Consider the following 23134-nt stretch of genomic DNA (forward strand, 5'->3'; position numbering starts at 1 on the left):
TCGCGAAGCTTCTGGCAATTTGAAGTCAGGCAGAAGCCGGCAATGGCTGAAAACTGAAGTACTGGCGCAACGCCTCGACCAGTTGCGCGTATTCCGCCGGTGGGCGCTGCAGGCTGAAGCCGGCGTCGTAATGCATCGGGGTGGCGTCTTCATGGCACCACAGGCAGCACGCGGTGAGGTCGATCACCTGCTGGAGGCCATCGCCGCACGGGAGTTTGAGACGCAGGCTGAAATCGACACCAATCATCATCGGCAACTGGCTGATCAGCATCAGTCCATCTTCGGACACGTTGCCGAGAAAACCGATGGGTTTGTCAGTGACGCTGTTGAACACTCTGAGGAAATACGGCAATTGATGCCGTTCGATCCGGCGGTCGGTAAACATGCGCAGTTCGCCATGCAAGGCTCCATCACAGAGCCGCGCTGTGCTTCGGAACAAACCTGTGGGGCAGGCTCGCTCTCCCCGCTTCCGGTGTGCCGGTCGCTACGTCGCCGTCACTTGACCACTTGCCAGTCGCAGGTGTTGCCCCGAATCAGCGCCAATGCGCTGGAACCGGATCATTCGACTATAGCTCAGCCTGTACAGTCGGCCAGAGTTTGTATGACAACTGTCATCAGAAACGTGTCGGGCGTACCACGGCTGCGGCGCTACGCGTAGGGTAATGGCCCAGGCTTTCCAGGGTTTCCAGACGGGCGCGGGCGCGGTAGGCGTATTCGCTGTTCGGGTAAGAGGCCATGATGAACTGATAGGTCTGCGCGGCATCGACAAACATCTTCTGCCGTTCCAGGCACTGGCCGCGCATCATCGACACTTCCGGCCACACGTACGGGCGGGCACGGCTGGCACGTTCGACCTTGGACAGTTCGAGCATCACTTGCTCGCAATTGCCGCGGTCGTAGGCGCTGTAGGCGTTGTTCAAATGATGGTTCATCGACCAACGGGTGCAGCCCGTGACGGCGAGGGCGCTGAGGGCAAGGGCGGCAATGGGTACGAATCGCATGAGGGTTCTCCTGTCTTGAGCAATGTATCGACCCAGGGTCGGAAATCTTCAGGCGCGTTTGTCCCAAAGTTGTCGCGTTCAATAAAGAAAGTATTAAGTAGTGCATTCGAACAATGACTACACCCCAAGAGCATAGTAGCCTTCGCTAGCGCTTGAACTCAGGAGTCTTTGCATGTCCGTCCGTCGTACCAAAATCGTCGCTACCCTTGGCCCGGCCAGTAACTCGCCGGAAGTTCTCGAACAGCTGATTCTGGCTGGCCTGGACGTTGCCCGTCTGAACTTCTCCCACGGCACCCCCGACGAGCACAAGGCTCGCGCGAAGCTGGTGCGTGACCTGGCTGCCAAGCACGGTCGCTTCGTCGCCCTGCTGGGTGACCTGCAAGGCCCGAAAATCCGTATCGCCAAATTCGCCAACAAGAAGATCGAGCTGAAGATCGGTGACCAGTTCACCTTCTCCACCAGCCATCCGTTGACCGAAGGCAACCAGCAAGTGGTCGGCATCGACTACCCGGACCTGGTCAAGGACTGCGGCGTGGGCGACGAGCTGCTGCTCGACGACGGCCGCGTGGTGATGCGCGTTGATACCGCCACCGCAACAGAATTGCATTGCACCGTGACCATCGGCGGCCCGCTGTCCGACCACAAAGGCATCAACCGTCGCGGTGGCGGCCTGACCGCTCCGGCCCTGACTGAAAAAGACAAGGCCGACATCAAGCTTGCTGCAGAAATGGAAGTCGACTACCTCGCGGTGTCCTTCCCGCGTGACGCTGCCGACATGAACTACGCCCGTCAACTGCGCGACGAAGCCGGCGGTACTGCCTGGCTGGTGGCGAAGATCGAACGCGCCGAAGCCGTGGCCGACGACGAAACCCTCGATGGTCTGATCCAGGCTTCCGACGCGGTGATGGTTGCTCGTGGTGACTTGGGTGTGGAAATCGGCGACGCCGAGCTGGTCGGCATTCAGAAGAAAATCATTCTGCACGCACGCCGCCACAACAAGGCTGTGATCGTCGCGACCCAGATGATGGAGTCGATGATCCAGAACCCGATGCCGACCCGCGCCGAAGTGTCCGACGTGGCCAACGCCGTGCTCGACTACACCGACGCCGTGATGCTCTCGGCTGAATCCGCTGCAGGTCTGTATCCGCTGGAAGCTGTTCAGGCGATGGCGCGCATCTGCGTCGGCGCTGAAAAGCACCCGACCGGCAAGACTTCGGGCCACCGCATCGGCACCGAATTCACTCGTTGCGACGAAAGCATCGCACTGGCGACCATGTACACCGCCAACCACTTCCCGGGCGTTAAAGCGATCATCGCCTTGACCGAAAGTGGCTACACCCCACTGATCATGTCGCGCATCCGTTCTTCGGTGCCGATCTACGCGTTTTCGCCGCACCGTGAAACCCAGGCGCGCGCAGCGATGTTCCGTGGCGTGTACACCGTACCGTTCGATCCGGCTTCGCTGGAACCGCACGAAGTCAGCCAGAAGGCCATCGACGAGTTGGTCAAGCGCGGCGTTGTGGAAAAAGGCGACTGGGTCATCCTGACCAAGGGCGACAGCTACCACACCACCGGCGGCACCAACGGCATGAAGATCCTGCACGTGGGCGACCCACAGGTCTGATTGATCGGTTGTTCGAAAAACAAAAGCCCCGGCATGTGAGTGTCGGGGCTTTTTGTTGTCTGCGTTGAATCGAAAGCCCCTCACCCTAGCCCTCTCCCAGAGGGAGAGGGAACCGATTGAGGGATATTGCAGAATTGCACCGACCTGATAGCTCTCCGCTGAATCCGACCGGTTCTTTCAAGTCGATGTATAGCGCATTACACCTCGGTCGGCTCCCTCTCCCTCTGGGAGAGGGCTGGGCGGGCGGCGTTCCGATGAGGGTTGGCTTTTCAATGCCGTTTGATAAATCCGGTCAACGCCGCCAATGCTTCCGGCGAACGCAGGCGCTGGGTGAACAGCATGCCCTCCTCCTCGATCACCTTGCGGATCAACTCGCGATCCGGTGCCTTCATCAATTGCTTGCTGATGCGCACCGCTTCGGCCGGCAGCTCGTCGAAGCGCAAGGCCATCTCCCGCGCCTTGCTCAACGCCGCGTCGCCGCTGCTTAGCGCTTCGGTGGCAATGCCCCACTGCGCCGCCTGTTCGCCACTAAAACCCTCGCCCAGCAACAATAGTTCCGCTGCTTTGGCTTGCCCGAGCAAACGCGGCAGGATCAGGCTTGAGCCGAACTCCGGGCACAGGCCAAGGTTGACGAATGGCATGCGCAGGCGTGCATCGCGGCTGACGTAGACCAGATCGCAGTGCAGCAACAGCGTAGTGCCGATACCCACCGCTGCACCGGCCACGGCGGCGATCACCGGTTTGCGGCATTCGAGCAGGTTGAGCATGAAGTGAAACACCGGGCTGTCGAGATCGCTCGGCGGTTGCTGGATGAAGTCGGCGATGTCGTTGCCGGCGGTGAAGCACTCGGCGCTGCCGGTGATCAGCACGGCATTGATTTGTGGATCGGTATCCGCCTGCTGCAACGCCTCTGCCATTCGACTGTACATCGCCCGGGTCAGGGCATTTTTCTTGTCCGGGCGATTGAGGCGCAGGGTCAGTAAACCGCGCTCGCGTTCCAGCAGGATGGCTTCGGTCATGGTGTGTCTCGACGATGTCGGGCTAACGAAGATCAACGGTGGCGAGGGAGCTTGCTCCCGCTGGGCTGCGCAGCGGTCCCAAAAATGTATCAGCGCTGCGCACTCAAGCGGGCGCAAGCTCCCTCGCCACAGGAAACGTCGCCGCCCTGGAAAAAGTCAGCGCTCAACCACGGGACAAAAATACGTCGGCCAGCAGTTGATTGCGCGGTAATCCGGCCAGATACAGACGCCGGGCGAAAGCGTCGACGCTGACCGTCGAGCCGCAGACTAAGGCCACGGTTTGCCGCGAGACAAGACGCAGTTGTGCCAAAGCGGCGGCTGACTCGGCCGTCGTCCACAGTTCGACGCTGAGGTTTTCGCGCTGTGCGGCCAGCGCTGCCAGGGGTTTGGCCAGATAGTGTTCGCGATCGTCATGAGCCAGGTGAATGATGCGGATCGCGCCTTGATGATCCTGCCGCAACGCTTCGCGCAGCACACCGAACAACGGGCCGAGACCGGTACCGGCAGCCAGCAGCCACAGCGGCCGGTCATGCCAGTCGGGGTCGTAATGCAGCGCACCGCCGCGCAACTCGCCGAGACGGATCGGGTCGCCGATCTGCAGGCGCCGCGCGGCATCGCTGAATTCGCCGGGTTGCCGGCAATCGAGGTGGAATTCGAGAAAGCGCTCTTCTTCCGGCAGGCTCGCCAACGAATACGGCCGGGCGATGTGCTCGAGCCACAGCACCAGATGCTGCCCGGCGCTGTAGCGCAAGGGCCGTTGCGGGGTCAGGCGCAAACGCAAAACGTTGTCGCTGAGCCAGTCCAGCGCCTCGACCACTGCCGGCCGCCCATCGGTAAGCGGGTCAAAGGTGTGCACCTGCAAATCTTCGCTGACCTGGCACTGACAGGCCAGCCGCCAGCCTTGCTGACGCTGCTCGGCACTCAGCGCATCCGGCCGGCTATCGGCGGGCAGGCCTTTCACGCATTGCACCAGGCAGGCATGGCAACTGCCGGCGCGGCAACTGTAGGGCACGGCGACACCGTTCTGGTTAAGGGCATCGAGCAGATTGCTGCCCGCCGCCACCGACCAGTGCCGCTCACCGACGCGTAGTTCAGGCATCGACGCTCTCCCAGGCTGCCGCGCAGCGATTGCGTCCATCACGTTTGGCCCGGTACAGCGCCTGATCGGCACGCTGCAAGGCGTCGTCGAGATCATCGCCCAGTTCCAGCAGGGTCATGCCCGCCGACAGACTGAGGTTGCGCACATTCAGGCCGATCAGTTCGACATCGGTGAACGCGATGCGCAGACGCTCACAACAGGCGGTCAGGCGTTCAGCGTCGCAATCGGGCAGCAGCACGACAAACTCCTCACCCCCATAGCGCGCCAGCACATCGCCGTCGCGCAGGCAGGCGCCAGCGACGCCGGCGAACGCCTGCAACACCTGATCGCCAGCGGCGTGGCCGTGCAGGTCATTGATGCGTTTGAAGTGATCAAGGTCGATCAGCGCCAGGCCGTGCATCACACCCGTGTCCATCGCGCCCAGTTCGCGCGAGGCCAGACGCAGGAAATGCCGACGATTGAACAGCCCGGTCAGCTCATCGGTGGCCACCAGGTCTTCGAGCTGGCGCATCATCCCGCGCAGGGTGTCCTGATGCGCCTGCAAAGCAAAGCGGCGTTGACGCATGCGTTGGCGCGAGACCTGGACAAAGCGCGCGTACAGCACCAGCCACGCCAGCACCATCGCCAGAATGCACACCTGCAGAGCGGCGAGCGCAGGCTCGGGCAGCAGGAAGTGGTAGCCGTCCCACAGGGTGATTGCGCAGAAACTGAAGAACACCAGCAGTGCGCAGCGAATGAACGCGCGTCGACTGAGGTGGAACAGGCCGAACAGCAGGATCAACACGTAGAAGACCAGAAACGCCCCGCGCGCTTCATCCAGATGCGCGATCAGCCAGGTTTGCCAGCCAAGCCCCAGCAGCACTTGCACTTCGGTCAGGCTGGGGTCGGCAAAACGTTGGTTACGCCCGGTCCAGAACAGCACGAACAGGCTCGCCTGGCTGATCACCACGAGGGCGCTGCCAATGGCCACAGAGCTCAGAGTCTGGTCGTAATGCCCGGTAAAAAACGCCAGCCACAGCAGCAGCAAAGCCAATCCGTAGGTGGCTGCAGCGAGGGCAAAACGTTTCAGTAAAAGACGTTGAATGGCGTTATGGGTCAATCGTTGACTCACCGTGCGATAGGAGGCTGACCGAGTGTCCTACTCTACAGACCGGCTGCCACTTTAGAGGCCCGGTCGATAAATGACCACCGATTTTCAGGCTCGAAAATTGACGTCAAAAGTGTGGCCTGCGTAAACCGTCAAAAGCCCCTCACCCTAGCCCTCTCCCGGAGGGAGAGGGGACTGACCGAGTCGTTTGTTGGCAATACGCCGACCTGAAATATCGAGCCGAACTCAGGTTAGAACAACATATGATCGGCTCCCTTTCCCGAGCTGAACTCAGGTTAGAACACATAAGATCGGCTCCCTCTCCCGAGCTGAACTCAGGTCTGAACAGCACGAAGATCGGCTCCCTCTCCCCCTCGCCCCCTTGGGGGAGAGGGTTGGGGTGAGGGGGTAAATGCTGAAGTGCAAACCCGCTGTCCGATATTCGCCCACCCATGCGACCAACGAATGACTGCCGGCGCGTGTATGCCCCACCGAGGCGCGGTATACTGCCGCGCCTTTTTAGCGTCGCGCCAGCAGCCCCGGCGTGCCTTGAAAGGTGTCTGCGACCGACCGATGCACCCAAGCCGCAGGCACCTTATTGAATGTTCCCGTCTTTTAGAGGAGCGCGACTCATGACCGTGATCAAGCAAGACGACCTGATTCAGAGCGTTGCCGACGCCCTGCAGTTCATTTCCTATTACCACCCCGTGGATTTCATCCAGGCGATGCACGAAGCCTACCTGCGCGAAGAATCGCCAGCGGCCCGTGACTCGATGGCGCAAATCCTGATCAACTCGCGCATGTGCGCCACCGGCCACCGCCCGATCTGCCAGGACACCGGTATCGTTACCGTGTTCGCGCGCGTCGGCATGGACGTGCGTTGGGATGGCGCCACCATGGGCCTGGACGACATGATCAACGAAGGCGTGCGCCGCGCCTACAACCTGCCGGAAAACGTCCTGCGTGCCTCGATCCTCGCCGATCCGGCTGGCGCTCGGAAAAACACCAAGGACAACACGCCGGCCGTGATTCACTATTCCATCGTCCCGGGCAACACCGTGGAAGTGGACGTGGCAGCCAAGGGCGGCGGTTCCGAGAACAAGTCGAAAATGGCCATGCTCAACCCGTCCGACTCGATCGTTGACTGGGTACTCAAGACCGTTCCGACCATGGGCGCCGGCTGGTGCCCACCGGGCATGCTCGGTATCGGCATCGGCGGCACCGCCGAGAAAGCTGCGGTCATGGCCAAAGAAGTGTTGATGGAATCCATCGACATCCACGAGCTGAAAGCCCGTGGCCCGCAGAACCGCATCGAAGAAATGCGTCTGGAACTGTTCGAGAAGGTCAACCAGCTGGGCATCGGCGCCCAGGGCCTCGGTGGCCTGACCACCGTGCTCGACGTGAAGATCATGGACTACCCGACTCACGCAGCCTCGCTGCCGGTGTGCATGATCCCGAACTGCGCCGCCACCCGTCACGCGCATTTCGTGCTTGATGGTTCCGGCCCGGCCTCGCTGGAAGCGCCGCCGCTGGACGCCTACCCGGAAATCGTCTGGGAAGCCGGCCCGTCGGCCCGTCGCGTCAACCTCGACACCCTGACCCCGGAAGACGTGCAGAGCTGGAAGCCGGGCGAAACCGTCCTGCTCAACGGCAAAATGCTCACCGGTCGCGACGCCGCGCACAAGCGCATGGTCGAGATGCTGAACAAGGGTGAAACCCTGCCGGTCGACCTCAAAGGTCGCTTCATCTACTACGTTGGCCCGGTTGATCCGGTCGGTGACGAAGTGGTTGGCCCGGCAGGCCCGACCACCGCGACGCGGATGGACAAGTTCACCCGGCAGATCCTCGAGCAAACCGGCCTGTTGGGCATGATCGGCAAATCCGAGCGCGGCCCGACCGCCATCGAAGCGATCAAGGACAACAAAGCCGTGTACCTGATGGCTGTCGGCGGCGCGGCTTACCTGGTTGCTCAGGCGATCAAGAAGTCGCAAGTGCTGGCGTTTGCCGAACTGGGCATGGAAGCGATCTACGAGTTCGAGGTCAAGGACATGCCGGTCACCGTTGCGGTGGACAGCAAAGGTGAGTCGGTACACATCACCGGCCCGGCGATCTGGCAACAGAAGATCAGCGAAAGCCTGGCGGTAGAAGTGCAGTAAGCGCTTCGCTGTTGTAAAAAGGGCCGGCCTGTCACACGACAGGTCGGCCCTTTTTTGTATTCATCAGCAAAAAGATCGGCGATAACACCTGCTGAAAGTCATACTTTTCGGCATAAAACACCTGTCAGATCTGACAGGTTACCCATCCCCTTTATCTTGATAGCGTCTGTCCAACTGCGCCCCCGCATTGTGCATTGGATCAGATCATGGCCGATCAAGAGTTGAGCATCGTTACCCCATCGATCGAGAAGAGTTCGACGATCGCCACCATCGGAAAAAGCTGGGGCGCGGTAGGTCCGACCGGTGCGGCGTCGTTTGAGCTGCCTGTCCCTGCGTCCGCCGGGCGTGGTTGGGATCCACAACTGTCATTGACCTACAGCAGCCAGGCCGGCAACGGGATATTTGGCGTTGGCTGGAATCTGGGGATCGGCCAGATCAGCCGTCGCACCCATAAAGGTGTACCGCGTTATACCGATCACGACGAAATCATCGGCCACGACGGCGAGGTGTGGATGCCCGAACTGGACGAAGACGGCGAACTGAAGTCGCGTGCAGAGTCGAGTTACAACGGGATGGCGATCGGCCCGCACACGGTCGTGCGTTACTGGCCGCTGGTCGAAAGCGATTTTGCTCTGCGCGAACGCTGGCAAGCAGAACCGCATATGCCGCCGTTCTGGTTGGTACACGGGGCTGATGGCTCATTGCACGTTTACGGGAAAACCGCCGCCAGCCGCCGCGCGGATCCCGACAATCCAATGCGAGTGAGCAGTTGGTTACTCTGCGAGAGCATGAACGCCCACGGCGAGCACATCTGCTTTGAGTACCTGAGCGACGATGATGACGCCGACCCGGTGCATGACTACCGCGCCCAGCGCTATCTGCACCGGGTGCTCTACGGTAACGCCAGCGCCAGCGCAAACTTGTATGCGTGGAGCAACGACGATCCCGCTGACCTGCACTGGCATTTCCACCTGCTGTTCGACTACGGCGAGCGCAGTCGCGACATGAGCGAAAAACCCGTGTATGACGGCATCGAATTGCGACCCTGGCTGCAACGCGGTGATCCGTTCTCGACGTACGGCCAGGGTTTTGAAATCGGCACCCGCAGGACTTGCCAACAAATGTTGATGTTTCATCACTTTGCGCAAGAAACCGGTCCCCGCCCGACACTCGTCCGACGCTTGTTGCTGGAGTACCGCAACGTCGAACCGGCATGGACGTACAGCCAGATCAGCGCCGCCCATTACCAGGCTTGGGATGCCGATGGCAGAGTGGAAAATACCCCACCGGTCGAGTTCGATTACACAGCGTTCGAGATCAACAAGACCGCGACACGCCTGTTTGCAACGGACACCATGCCTGGCATCGATGATGGCGCTAACTATCAATGTGTCGACCTGTACGGCGAAGGCGTTCCGGGGTTTCTCGCACGGTTTGACCAGTGCTGGTACTACCGCGAACCACAACGCGGCGAGTCGAGCCCGGAAGCCATCGATTACGGCCCCTAGACAGCGCTGCCGGCAGTGCCTGTCGCCAATCGCAGGCAGCCGGTGCAGCAGTGGCTGACCGATCTGACCGGTGATGGACGTCTGGACTGGATCAGCGCGCAACCGGGCAACAGCGGCTTTTTCACATTGAGTGCCGATCGCAAGTGGAGGTTGTTCAACACATTCAAAATGGTGCCAGTGGAGCTTACCCACACCCTTGCGCAGTTGGGCGATCTGGTCGGCGACGGACTCAGTTCACTGGCGCTGATCGGCCCACGCGCCGTGCGCCTGTACGCCAATCAACGTGAGGACGGTTTTGCCCGTGCCGAAGACGTCGCCCATGAAATCGATGACGACCGTCTGCCAGTGTTCAGTAACTCAGCCACTGAGCTGGTGTTTCTGGGCAACATGCTCGGCAGTGACATGAGCGAGCTGTGCCGGATTCGATACAACGAAATCAAATGCTGGCCCAACCTGGGACACGGCAAGTTCGGCAAAGGCCAGGTGATCAGCGCCCTGCCCTTTACGTATGCCGGGTTCAATGCGGCGCAGGTGCGAATAGCCGATCTCGACGGGTCTGGCGCACCGGCTCTGATCTACCTGAAATCCGACGCTTTCGAGATTTACCGCAATCACGGTGGTAATGGCCTGGAGCAAACACCCGTGATTGTTCCGTGGCCGGAAGGCATTCGTTACGACCAGTTGTCCCGAGTGACGCTGACTGATGCACAAGGCTTGGGCTGCGCCAGTCTGATTCTGAGCGTTACGCACATTGAACCGCAGCGCTGGCGTTATGACTTTGTCGCAGCCAAGCCTTATCTGCTCAATGCCACCAATAACAACATGGGCTGCAGCACTCGTGTCAGCTATCGCAGTTCCGCACAGGCATGGCTTGATGAAAAAAGCGAACGACTGGCAAAACAACCGCTGGTCGCTCCAGCCTGCTATCTGCCTTTTCCCGTGCAGGTGGTCAGTCAGCAATTGCAGGAAGACGAGGTCACTGGCAATCGCACAATGCAAATGACCGAATACCGTCACGGCGTCTATGACGGACGGGAGCGCGAGTTTCGCGGCTTCGGCCGGATCCAGCACACCGACAGCGAAAGCGCGACGGGAAATGACGAGGTCGGCTTCACCGCACCGGTCCGGGTGTGTACCTGGTTTCACACCGGGCAATCCATGACCGCACCCCGCGAAGGCTACTTCACGGAAGACTCCGAGGCCGTGGCACTGGGTGGCACCTTGTACAGCCGCTATCACCTCGGTGATGAATACGATGAGACGGTGACCCCGCCCGACGCCGATACCGAATATGAAATTGCCCGCACACTGGTGGGGTCGATCATCCGCAGCGAAACCTATGCCGCCGACGATGATTCGCTCCTGCCATATACCGTCCAGGAGCATCGCTATCTGGTGCGTGAAGTACGCCCTCGAGGTGAGCATGATCCCGCAGCCGTGCTGTTGCCGCTGGCACTGGAACACATCAGTTATGCCTACGATCGCTTCATCGACGACCCACAATGCCGGCACGAGATCACCTTGCGTCGTAACCGTTACGGCCTGCCGACTCACGCTCTGACGGTCAGTTATGCACGCCGCCGCGATCCGACGGATACGCCGCCCTTTACTGACCCGGATGAACAGCAATGGTGGCTCGATGCGCATGATCAGGCCCAGCAGTCTTACTACCTGAGCGAGGCCCGCGCACGCTACATCGACCTCGATGCAGACCCGCAGCAATGGCGGTTGGGTATGCCGTGGCAGCAACGCAACAATGCCCTGGTATTGCCCAAAGGGGAGCTACCCACAGGCCTCGACCCGCAACAGATCGGTTACGAGGCTTTGAACGCGCATCTGGACTCAGCCCACTGGAATACCGGGCGAGTACTGACGATGCAGTCAATACAGCGTTATCTCAAGAGTGCAGACATGTCGCCGCTGCCCGAGGGGCAGAGTGATTTCGAAGCGCTGGTCGCGCCGCTGGAACTGGCACAGATGGACAAGACCGCACTGGACGCCTACGGCGATCTGCCAGGTTTCGACATTCGCGCGGCACTGAAGGAAATCGGCTACACGGCGATGCCACCCCTGTTCGAACCGGCGCCCCTGCCAGACGCCGAGGAGAATCTCTGGTCCTCGCATTACGGCTACGCGCAATACGCAGGTCCCGACAGTTTCTACAAAGTCCTCAAGTACCGTGAAACCCTCAGCCACGGCTGGACGACGGCGCAATATGATGACTACTGCCTGGCAATCAACAGCGTCGAACTGCCGGACCAGTGCACGACCCGGATCATCTATGACTATCACGCGTTACAGCCGACCTGCATCGTCGATGCCAATGAAAACCTTCATGAAGCCCTCTACGAACCGTCCGGGCAACCACTGGCAACCAGTTTTCATGGCACCGAAAACGGCATTGCCGCCGGTTTCGAGTCCCTGAGTGAATACCTGCGCCCGGTGGATTATCGCCCCGATGCAGCGATCGACAACCCGGCGGCCGCCGTACAAAAAGCCGCCAGCACTTTGCGCAAGGATCTGTTCAGCTGGATGGGCCAGCTCCCGCCTGACACAGAAGGGGCAAGCCAATGGATTGCACAAGGTTACATCCTGCCCAGCGGACATATTCGCGCCAGCGCACGCCTGCGCCTGCATCGCAACGCATTCAAGACCCACACCGAACAAGTCTTGAGCCAGCGCATTGCCAGTGCTCGCCGTGAACCGGTGTACCGCGTTTTGCTGAGTGCCGACCGCTACCCCCATGACGACGTCCCGGCACAGATACAGATCATCAAGGCTTGTGTGGACGGTTTCGGCCGGGCGCTGCAAACCCAGCAGCTTGTCGCTCCTGGCCAGGCGTATGAGGTGAGCGCCGACGGCGCGCTGACACTTGATCGCGGTGAGCTGCGCGAGGTCTTTGCCGAGTCGCGCTGGCGCATCAGCGAACGGGTCGAATACAACAACAAAGGCCTGGCAGTGCGGCAATTCCGGCCGTTCTTTGCCGATAGCCATGGCTACGTCAACGATGTTTCCCTGCGCGAGCACGGCTATTTCGATCAGCAGTTCTACGACCCCATGGGCCGGCCGGTCAAACTGATCAATGCCCAGGGCCATTTTTCCCGTGAGACCTATCATCCTTGGTATCACACCAGTGAAGATTTCAACGATACCGACGAGTCCCGAGCATGAACGCCAATGTCGCCTGGCGTACGCCATCACTCGTCGTCAGTGATGGCCGCGGCTTGCCGGTGCGGCAGGTTGCCTATTTGCGCACGTTTGCCGCAGACGCGGCCGAAGTGCTGGTTTCACGTTTCCAGCATGACCCGGCAGGCAGAGCGGTAGCGCAGTGGGATCCGCGCCTGCCAATGGCCAGTCAGGTGACCGTGTATGGTTTGAGTGGCGAACCACTCGCTGTTCACAGCGTCGATGCCGGCTGGCGTCTGACATTGCCCGGGGTGGCCGGTGAGGCGCTCGAGCGTTGGGATGAGCGCGGCAGCCATTGGCGAACCACCTTCGATGAACAATTGCGCCTGTTGACGCAGGAAAACCTCACACAGGCAGATATCGAAACCTGCATCTATGCCGACGCGAACGCCGACCCTGCCCTCAACCTGCGAGGGCGATTGATCACGTTGAGGGACGCGTCAAGCTCCAGCGACTTCGAAAGTTTCAGCCTCGCCGGTCAGTCGCTGCGCGAGACCCGCACCTTTCATGACGACATGGCGTTTGTCAGTCAACGGGTCTACAGCCCGGCAGGCCGCCTGCTGGAACACACCGATGCCGGCGGACATCGCCAGCGACTGCGCTACGACGTTGCCGGGCAGCTCAACTTCAGCCAGTTGCGAATCAACGCCCAGCCCGACTGGAAACCGGTTTTGCGCTACGCCCAGTACGACGCCGCAGGGCAGATCACCGAACAACAGACCGCCAACGGAGTGGTCAGCCAATGGCTCTATGAACCTGAGAACGGCCGCCTGCGTCGGCAATCCTCTGCTATCGGCACGCAGCCGGCTCTGCAGGATCTTGAATACGCCTATGACGCGAAAGGCAATTGCACGCGCATCCTCGATCACGTTTTCAGTGTCAGTCACTTCGCCAACCAACGGGTCGACGGCGAACGCCTGTTCAGCTATGACTCGCTGGACCGCTTGCACAGCGCAAGCGGCTATGACGATGGCCCGCCCTCGGACATTCCCGGCTTGCCGCAGCCAACCGACCCGCACAACCGCCTCAATTACACACAGACTTATACCTACGACCACAGCGGCAACCTGATCAGGCTCCGCCATGTCCGCGCGGGTGCCAGCCATACGCGCGAGATGAGCATCGACCCCGCCAGCAATCGTGGCGTGCGCTGGAAGGCGGGCGATCCGCTACCGGACTTCGCCAGCCTGTTCGACCGCCACGGTAATCTGCTGGCCTTGCAACCCGGCCAGCCGCTGCAATGGAACACCCGCGACCAACTGGCTCGAATCACTCTGATCCATCGCGACAACAGCGCCGATGATCAAGAGCAGTACGGTTACAGCCAGGGCGTGCGGGTCTACAAGCGCCATGAGCGGCACACAACGTCCGTCAGCCACTTCGACGAAGTCCGTTATCTGCCCGGCCTGGAAATCCGCACCCGCGACAATGTCGAGGAACTGCACGTCATCATTGTCGCCAGCGGATTCGGCGACGCGCGTTGCCTGCACTGGACAGGCGAACCGCCGACAATCGATAGCGATCAATTGCGCTACACCCTCAACGATCATTGCGGTTCCAGCCTGATGGAACTGGATCAGCAGGCGCGTCTGATCAGTCACGAAGGTTATTACCCGTTTGGGGCGACCGCGTGGTTGCGCGCCCGCTCGGGGCTGGAGGTCAGTTACAAGACCGTACGTTATTCAGGCCGGGAAATGGACGTCAGCGGCCTTTATTACTATGGCGCAAGATATTACGCGCCGTGGTTGCAACGCTGGATCAGCGCGGACCCTGGAGGCGATGTCGACGGGCTGAACCTGTACGCATTCGTCGGCAATAACCCGATGAACTATTTCGATGACGCCGGGCTCAATCGCTCGCCCAACGAACTCAAGCGACTGATCAGCTGGAACATGCAGGCGTTGTCTTCCATAGATCAAAAAATGAGTACCCTTCAGGGCCAACTGATCAACCTGCAACATCCAGGGAAATGGCGCACGACGCTGGCCAGGAACGTTGCTTATCAAGTCGGCAGCGCCGCCACCGGCTGGTTTACCTCGTTCAATGCCGCCACGTTTGCCTCCGAAGCCATGCCCGGGCTTTCCGCTGATTTGATCGGCCTGACACTGGGCAACAACATCGCCGACCGGAGCGTTGGCACTTATGACACGCTGGTGGAACAACTGACGTTGAACTCGCCGATTGTCCCCCGCACCTCTACCTTCAACCGTGATGCCATTGCGGCAGAGCTGCAGCCACCATCCGCGCTCCCCTCCCGCGAAAAGTACGACGTGCGCAGCCGTGAGGGTTTGCAACAATTGGCGGTGGATGGCATCAGTAAAGTCGTCGGCGCCTATGTGCCCGGTGTGGGTGAGGCCATGGCCCTGGGCAGCCTTGCACAGCAAGCCAATGAGGCCGAGGAAGGCCTGTCATCGCTGAAACTGGCAAAAATCCACAGCACTCTCGATGAACTCGATGCGATGGTCACGCGATTGACCGCATCGACCAACACCGCGTTTGCCGAACTGGGAATTAACGAGTTTTACGATGAACAAAACGGAATGCGCAGCTACCTGGTTGACCTGGCACTCAATCGGGTAGGCACAGCCAAGGCGAAAATGTTACGCCAGTCTGATGCGAAGCAGCTTGTGGGATTCGCCCGTAATAATATCGGGACCACTCGAGAATTCCTCAACACCTATCAGCAAAAAGTCCCGATCATTCGCAATCGGTATCGGGGCAAATGAATTGCACAGACCTGAGGTCACCCCGGGTAATGGAGCGTCGGAGATGAGCGCCAACCTCCACTTTCGAACGCCTCGGTTGCAGGTAATCGATAACCGCGGATTGCCCGTGCGTGTCGTCGACTACTTGCGCACTGCGGCGGGTCAAACCAGTGAATCGCTCATCACTCGCCAAGTGTACGACTTCAACGCACGGTTAACGGCACAATGGGATCCGCGTCTGTTCGGCGCATCGCCGAAAGCCAACCTCAACACCGTTCACGGTTTGGCCGGCAGCCCGCTGAAAATCGACAGCGTCGATGCTGGCTGGCGCGTGACCCTGCCTGGGCTGGCAGATGAAGTGCTGCAACGCTGGGACCAGCGCGGCAACCACTGGCGCTATCACTACGACGCGCTGTTGCGGCCGATTGAAATTGTCGAGAATGAACAAACCCGGCACGAACAATTCACCTATGGCGATAACGACGCCAACGCCGGAGACAATCTGCGTGGGCAGTTGCTGACGTTGCAGGACTCTTCCGGTATTTCCAACTGGCCGAACTTCAGCCTGCTCGGCCAACCACTGGTTCAGATACGGGTCTTCGACGATGGCATCAGTCATCGGAGCGCACAAACCTACAGCCCGCTTAACCAGACATTGACGCAAACCGATGCCGGTGGTCATCGACAAAACCTGCACTTTGACCTCGCCGGGCAACTCAGGCAGGTGACACTTATGTGCCACGGTGCCAGCCAGTTGCAACCTGTCTGGCTGGATATGCAGTACAACGCCGCCGGACAACTTATCGAGCAGCACGCCGCCAATGACATGCGCAGCCGCTGTCATTACGACCCGCGCGATGGTCGGCTGAACCGATCACAAGCGTCGATTCCCGGACAGGCTGCGCAGCAGCATCTGGTGTATGGCTATGACCGTATCGGCAACGTATTGCATATCCAGGACCTGACCTTTCAGCCCGTGTACTTCGCCAACCAGCTGATCGATGGCGAGCGGCATTTCGAATATGACTCACTCTACCGGCTGACCCGCGCCAGCGGCCATGACGCCTCCCCGACCAGTGACCTGCCCGGTCGTCCGCTGCCCAGTGACCCGCAAAACCTGCGCAATTACACCCAGCACTTTGTTTACGATCAGGGCAATAACCTGACTCGACTGGTGCACGCGCGCGAAGTCGGTGGCTACACGCGGCAGATGCTCGTCGACCCTGCGAGCAACCGTGCGCTGCACTGGAAAGAGGCAGATCCGCTACCCGATTTCGCGGCATTTTTTGACGCCCACGGCAATCAGCGCAAACTCCAGCACGGTGCTGCTCTGTTCTGGAACGCGCACGACCAGTTGCGTCAGGTGACGTTGCTCGAACATGACAACGGCCTGGCGGATGACTGCGAAGTCTATGTCTACAGCCAGGGCGAGCGCGTCGGCAAACGCCACCAAACCCATACCGCCAGTGCAACGCATTATCTTCAGGTGCGTTATTTGCCAGGTCTGGAAATTCGCACCCGCGACAACGGCGAAGAACTGCATGTCATCACCCTGCCCGGCAGCGTGCGTTGTCTGCACTGGCGGGAAAAACCTCCCGCGCATGTCGAAAACAATCAGCTGCGTTACAGCCTCGATGATCATCTCGGCTCAAGCCTGATCGAGGTGGACCAACTCGGCCGGCTCATCAGCCGCGAAACCTACTATCCGTTCGGCGGCACGGCGCTGTGGCTCCCCAGCTCAAGCACGGCGGTGGACTACAAGACTCTGCGCTACAGCGGCAAGGAAATGGACGTCAGCGGTTTGTACTACTACGGCATGCGCTATTACGCGCCCTGGCTGCAGCGCTGGATCAGTGCCGACCCGGCGGGGGATGTCGACGGACTTAATTTTTATGCATTCGTGGGCAACGATCCGCTCGGCAATATTGACCTTGGGGGCACTGAAACCCTAAGGCTCAAAGGCTTGGATGCGATCATCGCCAGTAGCCTCAGGGGCGACGAACGCCGGCGCCAACGCAACGCTCCCGGCCTGGCCAGGCAATCACTTTCAAAAGCGATTGATCGGCACCTGAATATCCTCGCCATCTCGCTGCGGCGTGGCATCGATGCGCAACAGCAGATTCTCAATCACCGTTCGAGCACCGACTTCGCGGTGTCTTCCTTGCGCCGAGGCGGTGTCCACCTTACCGGGCAAATCGTTTCCTACGGTGCCGGAATAGCCGTCGGTATCGGCGCCCAGGCCTTGGGGGCCGTCGCTCCGGGGGCGGGCAACGTGGTGGGGGTTGCCATGGGATTCGCCGCGAAAAAAACCGTCAGTGCCTTATGGGATTATGCAGCAGAGCGCACCGGAGCCAGTGCTTCGATCAAGTTCAAGGCCAGCCGGATATCGATGGAAAAAATCATCCTGAAAGCCGAGTACAAAACCATGTCGCCCATCAACTACATCCAGCAGAAATATTCAAAAATGCTTCCCGACACGCAAAAGGGTGCATTGAAGGGCATCAAGGAAGGAGCCAGCACGGCCGTCGGACTGGCAGCCAAATCATTTGCTCCCGACATGGCGAGTGAAGTCAGTGCTACAGCCAGTGGCTTGCTCGGCGCGGTGGAAATAGTTCATGAAATGGTGGGTGGGAGCGGTGAACTTTCGGCAGAGAAAATCGCCAAGGGCGATCGCAACCTGACAAACCTGATCGGCGCATTGAACAGCAATCTGGCCGCGATCACCGCGCAGTTTGAGATGACTGGCGTCAGCGCCATGAACACCTTCAGTTTCTTTGGCGAGAACGCTGGCGACTCGGTCGAAAGCCTGACCCAGGCCACTCGCTCAGTGATCGGCGAACTGACCTACGCGCGCACCATGCTGCGTTCCCACTCGCGCAAATTCACTCAGGTCTGATCGGCTAACGAGTCATTCGAGAAGGATCGCCGGACCCATGCTATCGTGCCGGCCCGTCCCTTTATCCATTAGCCCAGCATGCTGCCGACTTCCCGTACCTTGCGTCTGTCGTTGTATACCTTGCTGATTGTCGCCGGTGCGGCGCTTGCCGCGACGCTTGCCATTCGCCACGCCGAACGTCAGGCGCAGGAGGAGGACGCGGCCCGCGCCAATCAGCAACTGGCGTTGTATGCCAATTCTCTGCACACCCTGATTGATCGCTATCGCGCCCTCCCCGCCGTGCTGGCGCTGGATCCGCAATTGCGCTCGGCACTGGCAGGTTCCGTCGATGCTGACGAACAGGCGGGGCTAAATCTCAAGCTGGAAAAGATCAACGGTGCGGCGCAGTCGTCGACCCTTGAGCTGCTCGATCACACTGGCCTCGCTGTCGCGGCGAGTAACTGGCGCCTGCCCAGCAGTTATGTTGGCCACAACTACGGTTTCCGCCCCTATTTCAGCCAGACCCGCACCCAAGGCACTGGACGTTTTTATGCGGTGGGCGTGACCAGTGGCATCCCCGGTTATTTCCTTTCCAGCGCGGTGCTCGGCGACCACGACGAGTTCCTCGGGGCGATGGTGGTCAAGCTGGAATTTCCGGAACTGGAACGCGAATGGGGCCAGGGCAACGACACGCTGCTGGTCAGCGATGCACGCGGAATCATCTTCATCGCCAATCAACCGGGCTGGCGTTACCGCGCCTTGCGTCCGCTGAGCGCCAGCGACATGGCCGAGATCCACAGCACGCGTCAGTACGACAAACAGGCACTGCTGCCGCTGACCTACCTGTCGCTGCGCAGCTTCGATGAAAACAGCGATCTGACTCGCGTCGAAGGCCCGCAAGGCACGGCGGATTACCTGTGGGAATCGCTGCCGCTGACCACCGAAGGCTGGACCCTGCATTTGCTCCGCCATCCACAGGTCGCCTTCGAAGATTTGCGCAACGCCGGGCTCGCTGCCGCCGGCGTATGGCTGGCGCTGGTGTTTCTGTTGCTGTTCCTCAATCAACGCTGGCGCCTGGCGAAAATGCGCCAGCGCAGCCGCGCAGAACTCGAGCAACTAGTCGAGGAACGCACGCGCGATTTGCGCACGGCGCAGGACGGTCTGGTGCAGTCGGCCAAACTCGCCGCTCTGGGGCAGATGTCTGCGGCGCTGGCCCACGAAATCAATCAGCCGCTGACCGCTCAGCGCATGCAACTGGCGACACTGCGCCTGCTGCTCGACCATGGCCGCGTCGACGATGCCTATAAAGCCCTGAAACCAGTGGACGAAATGCTCACGCGCATGGCCTCCCTCACCGGTCACTTGAAAACCTTTGCGCGCAAAAGCCCCAGCGGCCTGCGCGAGCGTCTGGACCTGGCGACGGTGGTCGACCAATCCCTGCAACTGCTCGATGCCCGGCTGCGCGATGAACAGGTCAGTCTGGTGCTCCACCTGGCGCGTCCGGCCTGGGTGCGCGGCGATGCGATTCGTCTCGAACAGGTGCTGATCAATCTGCTGCGCAACGCCCTCGATGCCATGCACGGCAAACCGTGCAAACGCCTGGAAATTCGCCTGGAAGCCGACGAACAACTGTGGCGCCTGAGCGTCAGCGACAATGGCGGCGGGATCGCCGAAGAACACCTGGGCCAGGTCTTCGACCCGTTCTTCACCACTAAACCGGTGGGTGACGGACTGGGCCTCGGGCTGGCGGTATCCTTTGCCATCGTGCATGAATCCGGCGGTCGCCTGAGCGCCGAGAATGGCGACAGCGGCGCAGTGTTCAGCCTGACTCTACCGATCGATCTGGAGGCGCATATCTGATGCTCAATTCGGTGATGGTGGTCGATGACGAAAGCAGCATTCGCAGCGCCGTCGAACAGTGGTTGAGCCTGTCGGGATTCGCGGTGCAATTGTTCAGTCGCGCCGAAGAATGCCTCGCCGCCCTGCCCGCGCATTTCCCCGGGGTGATTCTCAGCGACGTGCGCATGCCCGGCATGGGCGGGCTGCAACTGCTCGCCGAAGTGCAGCGCCGCGACGCCGATCTGCCGGTGATTCTGCTCACCGGGCATGGCGATGTCCCCATGGCGGTCGAAGCGATGCGCGACGGCGCCTACGATTTCCTCGAAAAGCCGTTCAGCCCGGAAAGCCTGCTCGGCAGTTTGCGCCGGGCCCTGGATAAACGACGCCTGGTCCTCGAAAACCGCGCGCTGCACGAACAGGCCGATCACCGCGCGAAACTCGATGCAACGTTGCTCGGCGTGTCGAAAGGCTTGCAGACTTTGCGCCGGCAGGTTCTGGATCTGGCGGCGCTGCCGGTCAACGTATTGATCCGTGGCGAAACCGGCAGCGGCAAAGAACTGGTTGCACGTTGCCTGCACGATTTCGGCCCACGTGCCGACAAGCCCTTCGTGGCGCTGAACTGCGCAGCGATCCCCGAGCAGTTGTTCGAAGCCGAGTTGTTCGGGCATGAGAGCGGCGCCTTCACCGGCGCCTCCGGCAAGCGCATCGGCAAACTGGAATACGCCGATGGCGGCACGCTGTTTCTCGATGAAATCGAAAGCATGCCGCTCGCCCAGCAAGTGAAATTGCTGCGGGTGTTGCAGGAGCAGAAACTGGAACGCCTGGGTTCGAACCAGAGCATTCGCGTCGACTTGCGCATCGTTGCGGCAACCAAACCCGACTTGCTCGACGAAGCCCGTGCCGGTCGCTTTCGGGAAGACCTGGCGTATCGCCTGAATGTCGCCGAACTGCGTTTACCGCCGTTGCGTGAGCGCCGCGAGGACATTCCGTTGTTGTTCGAAACCTTCGCACAGAGTGCGGCGCAGCGCCTGGGCCGAACCTTCCCGCCGCTGAGCGGTGCACAGTTGAGTCATCTGCTCAGCCATGACTGGCCGGGCAATGTCCGCGAGCTGGCGAACGTTGCCGAACGGCAGGTGCTGGGGCTGGACGAGCCGGCACCGGGGATCGATCCGGGGCAATCGCTGGCGGCGCAGCAGGAAGCGTTCGAGGCGCAGTGTTTGCGTGCAGCGCTGACCCGGCACAAGGGCGACGTCAAAGCGGTGCTTGAAGAGCTGCAACTGCCACGCCGCACGTTCAATGAAAAGCTGCAGCGGCATGGGTTGAGTCGGGAGATGTTTGTTTCAGGCAGTTGAGTTTTGTTGCGCCTGTAATGCCGTCTTCGCGAGCAAGCCCGCTCCCACAGTGGACCGTATTTCTCCTGATGAAATGCGGTTCACTGTGGGAGCGGGCTTGCTCGCGAAGAGGCCCGACCCAACACACAAAACCCATCCTGCGTAAGCGTTTTTCCGCTCATCCCATTCCAACAATAAGCGGATTTCCGCTCACCAAACCGCCCTGCCCCCTCTAAACCGGCTCTCTCGCCGTTGGCACAGCTCCTGCTATAGCCCACGCAGGCTGCGTTTTAACGCGCTCCACAAAAACAATTAAACGAAGGATCCTTCAATGGATAACTCCAACGCCCTGCCTCTTGGGTCGGCTGCCGCGCCCGCCAAAGAAAGAACCACCGCCAGCCGGATCAAATCGATCTTCAGCGGTTCCGTCGGCAACATGGTCGAGTGGTACGACTGGTACGTGTATGCCGCCTTCTCGCTGTACTTCGCTAAATCATTTTTCCCTGCCGGCTCCTCCACCGCACAACTGATGAACACCGCTGCGATCTTCGCCGTCGGCTTCCTCATGCGTCCGATCGGTGGCTGGCTGATGGGCCTCTACGCTGACAAGGTCGGACGCAAAAAAGCGCTGATGGCCTCGGTCTACCTGATGTGCTTCGGCTCACTGCTGATCGCCCTCAGCCCGAACTACGAAACCATCGGCATCGGCGCGCCGATCCTGCTGATCTTCGCCCGTCTGCTGCAAGGCCTGTCGGTCGGTGGCGAATACGGCACCTCGGCGACCTACCTGTCGGAGATGGCGACCAAGCAACGTCGCGGCTTCTTTTCCAGCTTCCAGTACGTGACCCTGATTTCGGGCCAGCTCATCGCGCTGGGTGTATTGATCGTTCTGCAAAACGTGCTGACCACCGAACAGCTGTACGCGTGGGGCTGGCGTATTCCGTTTGCCATCGGCGCACTGTGCGCAGTCGTTGCGCTGTACCTGCGTCGCGGCATGGAAGAAACCGAGTCGTTCACCAAGAAAGAAAAGTCCAAGGAAAGCGCCATGCGCACCTTGATGCGTCATCCAAAGGAATTGATGACCGTGGTCGGCCTGACCATGGGCGGTACGCTGGCGTTCTACACCTACACCACTTACATGCAGAAGTACCTGGTGAACACCGTCGGCATGAGCATCTCCGACTCGACCACCATTTCGGCGGCCACGCTGTTTCTGTTCATGTGCCTGCAACCGATCATCGGCGGTCTCTCGGACAAGATCGGTCGTCGTCCGATCCTGATCGCCTTCGGCGTGCTGGGGACGATCTTCACCGTGCCGATCCTGATGACCCTGCACACCATTCAAACCTGGTGGGGTGCGTTCTTCCTGATCATGGCGGCGCTGATCATCGTCAGCGGCTACACCTCGATCAACGCGGTGGTGAAAGCCGAGTTGTTCCCGACTGAAATCCGCGCCTTAGGCGTCGGCCTGCCGTATGCACTGACCGTGTCGATCTTCGGCGGTACCGCTGAATACATCGCACTGTGGTTCAAGAGCATCGGCATGGAAACCGGTTACTACTGGTATGTGACGGCGTGCATTGCGGTGTCGTTGCTGGTCTACGTGACCATGAAAGACACCCAGAAACATTCGCGCATCGTCACTGACTGATCGGGTTTTCACAGCCACTGCACCGGTGGCTGTGATGGCCTCATCGCTGGCAA

At 60.3% G+C, this 23134-nt stretch carries 14 protein-coding genes; 9 read left to right on the forward strand and 5 right to left on the reverse strand.

Going from position 1 to position 23134, the window contains the following annotated elements; all coding sequences use genetic code 11:
* Positions 1-25 precede the first annotated feature (25 nt).
* Together QOL84_RS27625 and QOL84_RS27630 are read right to left on the reverse strand one after the other, a co-directional pair.
* Positions 26-385, reverse strand: a complete 360-nt coding sequence (locus QOL84_RS27625; RefSeq protein WP_283439273.1) for a PilZ domain-containing protein — start codon at positions 383-385, stop codon at positions 26-28.
* Between the two features lie 229 nt (positions 386-614).
* Positions 615-1001, reverse strand: a complete 387-nt coding sequence (locus QOL84_RS27630) for a tetratricopeptide repeat protein (RefSeq protein WP_283439274.1) — start codon at positions 999-1001, stop codon at positions 615-617.
* A 172-nt stretch (positions 1002-1173) separates the two neighbouring features.
* Between QOL84_RS27630 and pyk the strand changes: the two genes are divergently transcribed.
* On the forward strand, positions 1174-2625 hold the full coding sequence (gene pyk / locus QOL84_RS27635; RefSeq protein WP_129395264.1) for a pyruvate kinase: 1452 nt from the start codon (positions 1174-1176) through the stop codon (positions 2623-2625).
* A 269-nt stretch (positions 2626-2894) separates the two neighbouring features.
* Here pyk and QOL84_RS27640 read toward each other — a convergent pair whose 3' ends face one another.
* The 3 genes from QOL84_RS27640 to QOL84_RS27650 form a co-directional block, all read right to left on the reverse strand.
* Positions 2895-3644: an enoyl-CoA hydratase-related protein gene (locus tag QOL84_RS27640; protein ID WP_283439275.1), complete on the reverse strand. Its 750-nt coding sequence runs from the start codon at positions 3642-3644 to the stop codon at positions 2895-2897.
* 163 nt (positions 3645-3807) lie between these two features.
* Entirely contained in the window at positions 3808-4743 is a 936-nt protein-coding gene (locus QOL84_RS27645; protein WP_283439276.1) for an iron-sulfur-binding ferredoxin reductase, read from the reverse strand.
* Complete coding sequence (locus tag QOL84_RS27650; RefSeq protein ID WP_283439277.1) at positions 4736-5842, reverse strand: GGDEF domain-containing protein; 1107 nt, start codon at positions 5840-5842, stop codon at positions 4736-4738. The genes QOL84_RS27645 and QOL84_RS27650 overlap by 8 nt, the downstream gene beginning before the upstream one ends.
* 620 nt (positions 5843-6462) lie before the next feature.
* On the opposite strand from QOL84_RS27650, the gene QOL84_RS27655 reads away from it, so the two are divergent.
* The 8 genes from QOL84_RS27655 (at position 6463) to QOL84_RS27685 (ending at position 23081) form a co-directional block, all read left to right on the forward strand.
* Positions 6463-7986: a fumarate hydratase gene (locus QOL84_RS27655; protein ID WP_283439278.1), complete on the forward strand. Its 1524-nt coding sequence runs from the start codon at positions 6463-6465 to the stop codon at positions 7984-7986.
* A gap of 206 nt (positions 7987-8192) precedes the next feature.
* Positions 8193-9494 (forward strand): SpvB/TcaC N-terminal domain-containing protein, encoded by a 1302-nt coding sequence (locus tag QOL84_RS29430; RefSeq protein WP_346772246.1) that lies wholly within the window; start codon positions 8193-8195, stop codon positions 9492-9494.
* A 15-nt stretch (positions 9495-9509) separates the two neighbouring features.
* On the forward strand, positions 9510-12665 hold the full coding sequence (locus QOL84_RS27660) for a toxin TcdB middle/C-terminal domain-containing protein (protein ID WP_346772247.1): 3156 nt from the start codon (positions 9510-9512) through the stop codon (positions 12663-12665).
* Positions 12662-15406 carry an RHS repeat-associated core domain-containing protein gene (locus QOL84_RS27665; RefSeq protein WP_283439279.1) on the forward strand — a complete coding sequence of 915 codons (2745 nt, stop codon included), beginning with the start codon at positions 12662-12664 and terminating at the stop codon, positions 15404-15406. The genes QOL84_RS27660 and QOL84_RS27665 overlap by 4 nt, the downstream gene beginning before the upstream one ends.
* A gap of 43 nt (positions 15407-15449) precedes the next feature.
* Positions 15450-18281: an RHS repeat-associated core domain-containing protein gene (locus QOL84_RS27670; RefSeq protein ID WP_283439280.1), complete on the forward strand. Its 2832-nt coding sequence runs from the start codon at positions 15450-15452 to the stop codon at positions 18279-18281.
* Positions 18282-18359: 78 nt separating this feature from the next.
* Positions 18360-20120, forward strand: coding sequence for an ATP-binding protein (locus QOL84_RS27675; protein ID WP_283439281.1), 1761 nt, complete (start codon positions 18360-18362; stop codon positions 20118-20120).
* Complete coding sequence (locus tag QOL84_RS27680) at positions 20120-21451, forward strand: sigma-54-dependent transcriptional regulator (protein ID WP_129395272.1); 1332 nt, start codon at positions 20120-20122, stop codon at positions 21449-21451. Before QOL84_RS27675 ends, QOL84_RS27680 begins: the two co-directional genes overlap by 1 nt.
* A 310-nt stretch (positions 21452-21761) precedes the next feature.
* Positions 21762-23081, forward strand: a complete 1320-nt coding sequence (locus tag QOL84_RS27685; protein ID WP_129395273.1) for an MFS transporter — start codon at positions 21762-21764, stop codon at positions 23079-23081.
* Positions 23082-23134: the final 53 nt, after the last annotated feature.

The sequence above is a fragment of the Pseudomonas helmanticensis genome (assembly GCF_900182985.1).
GTDB classification, from domain to species: Bacteria; Pseudomonadota; Gammaproteobacteria; order Pseudomonadales; family Pseudomonadaceae; genus Aquipseudomonas; species Aquipseudomonas helmanticensis.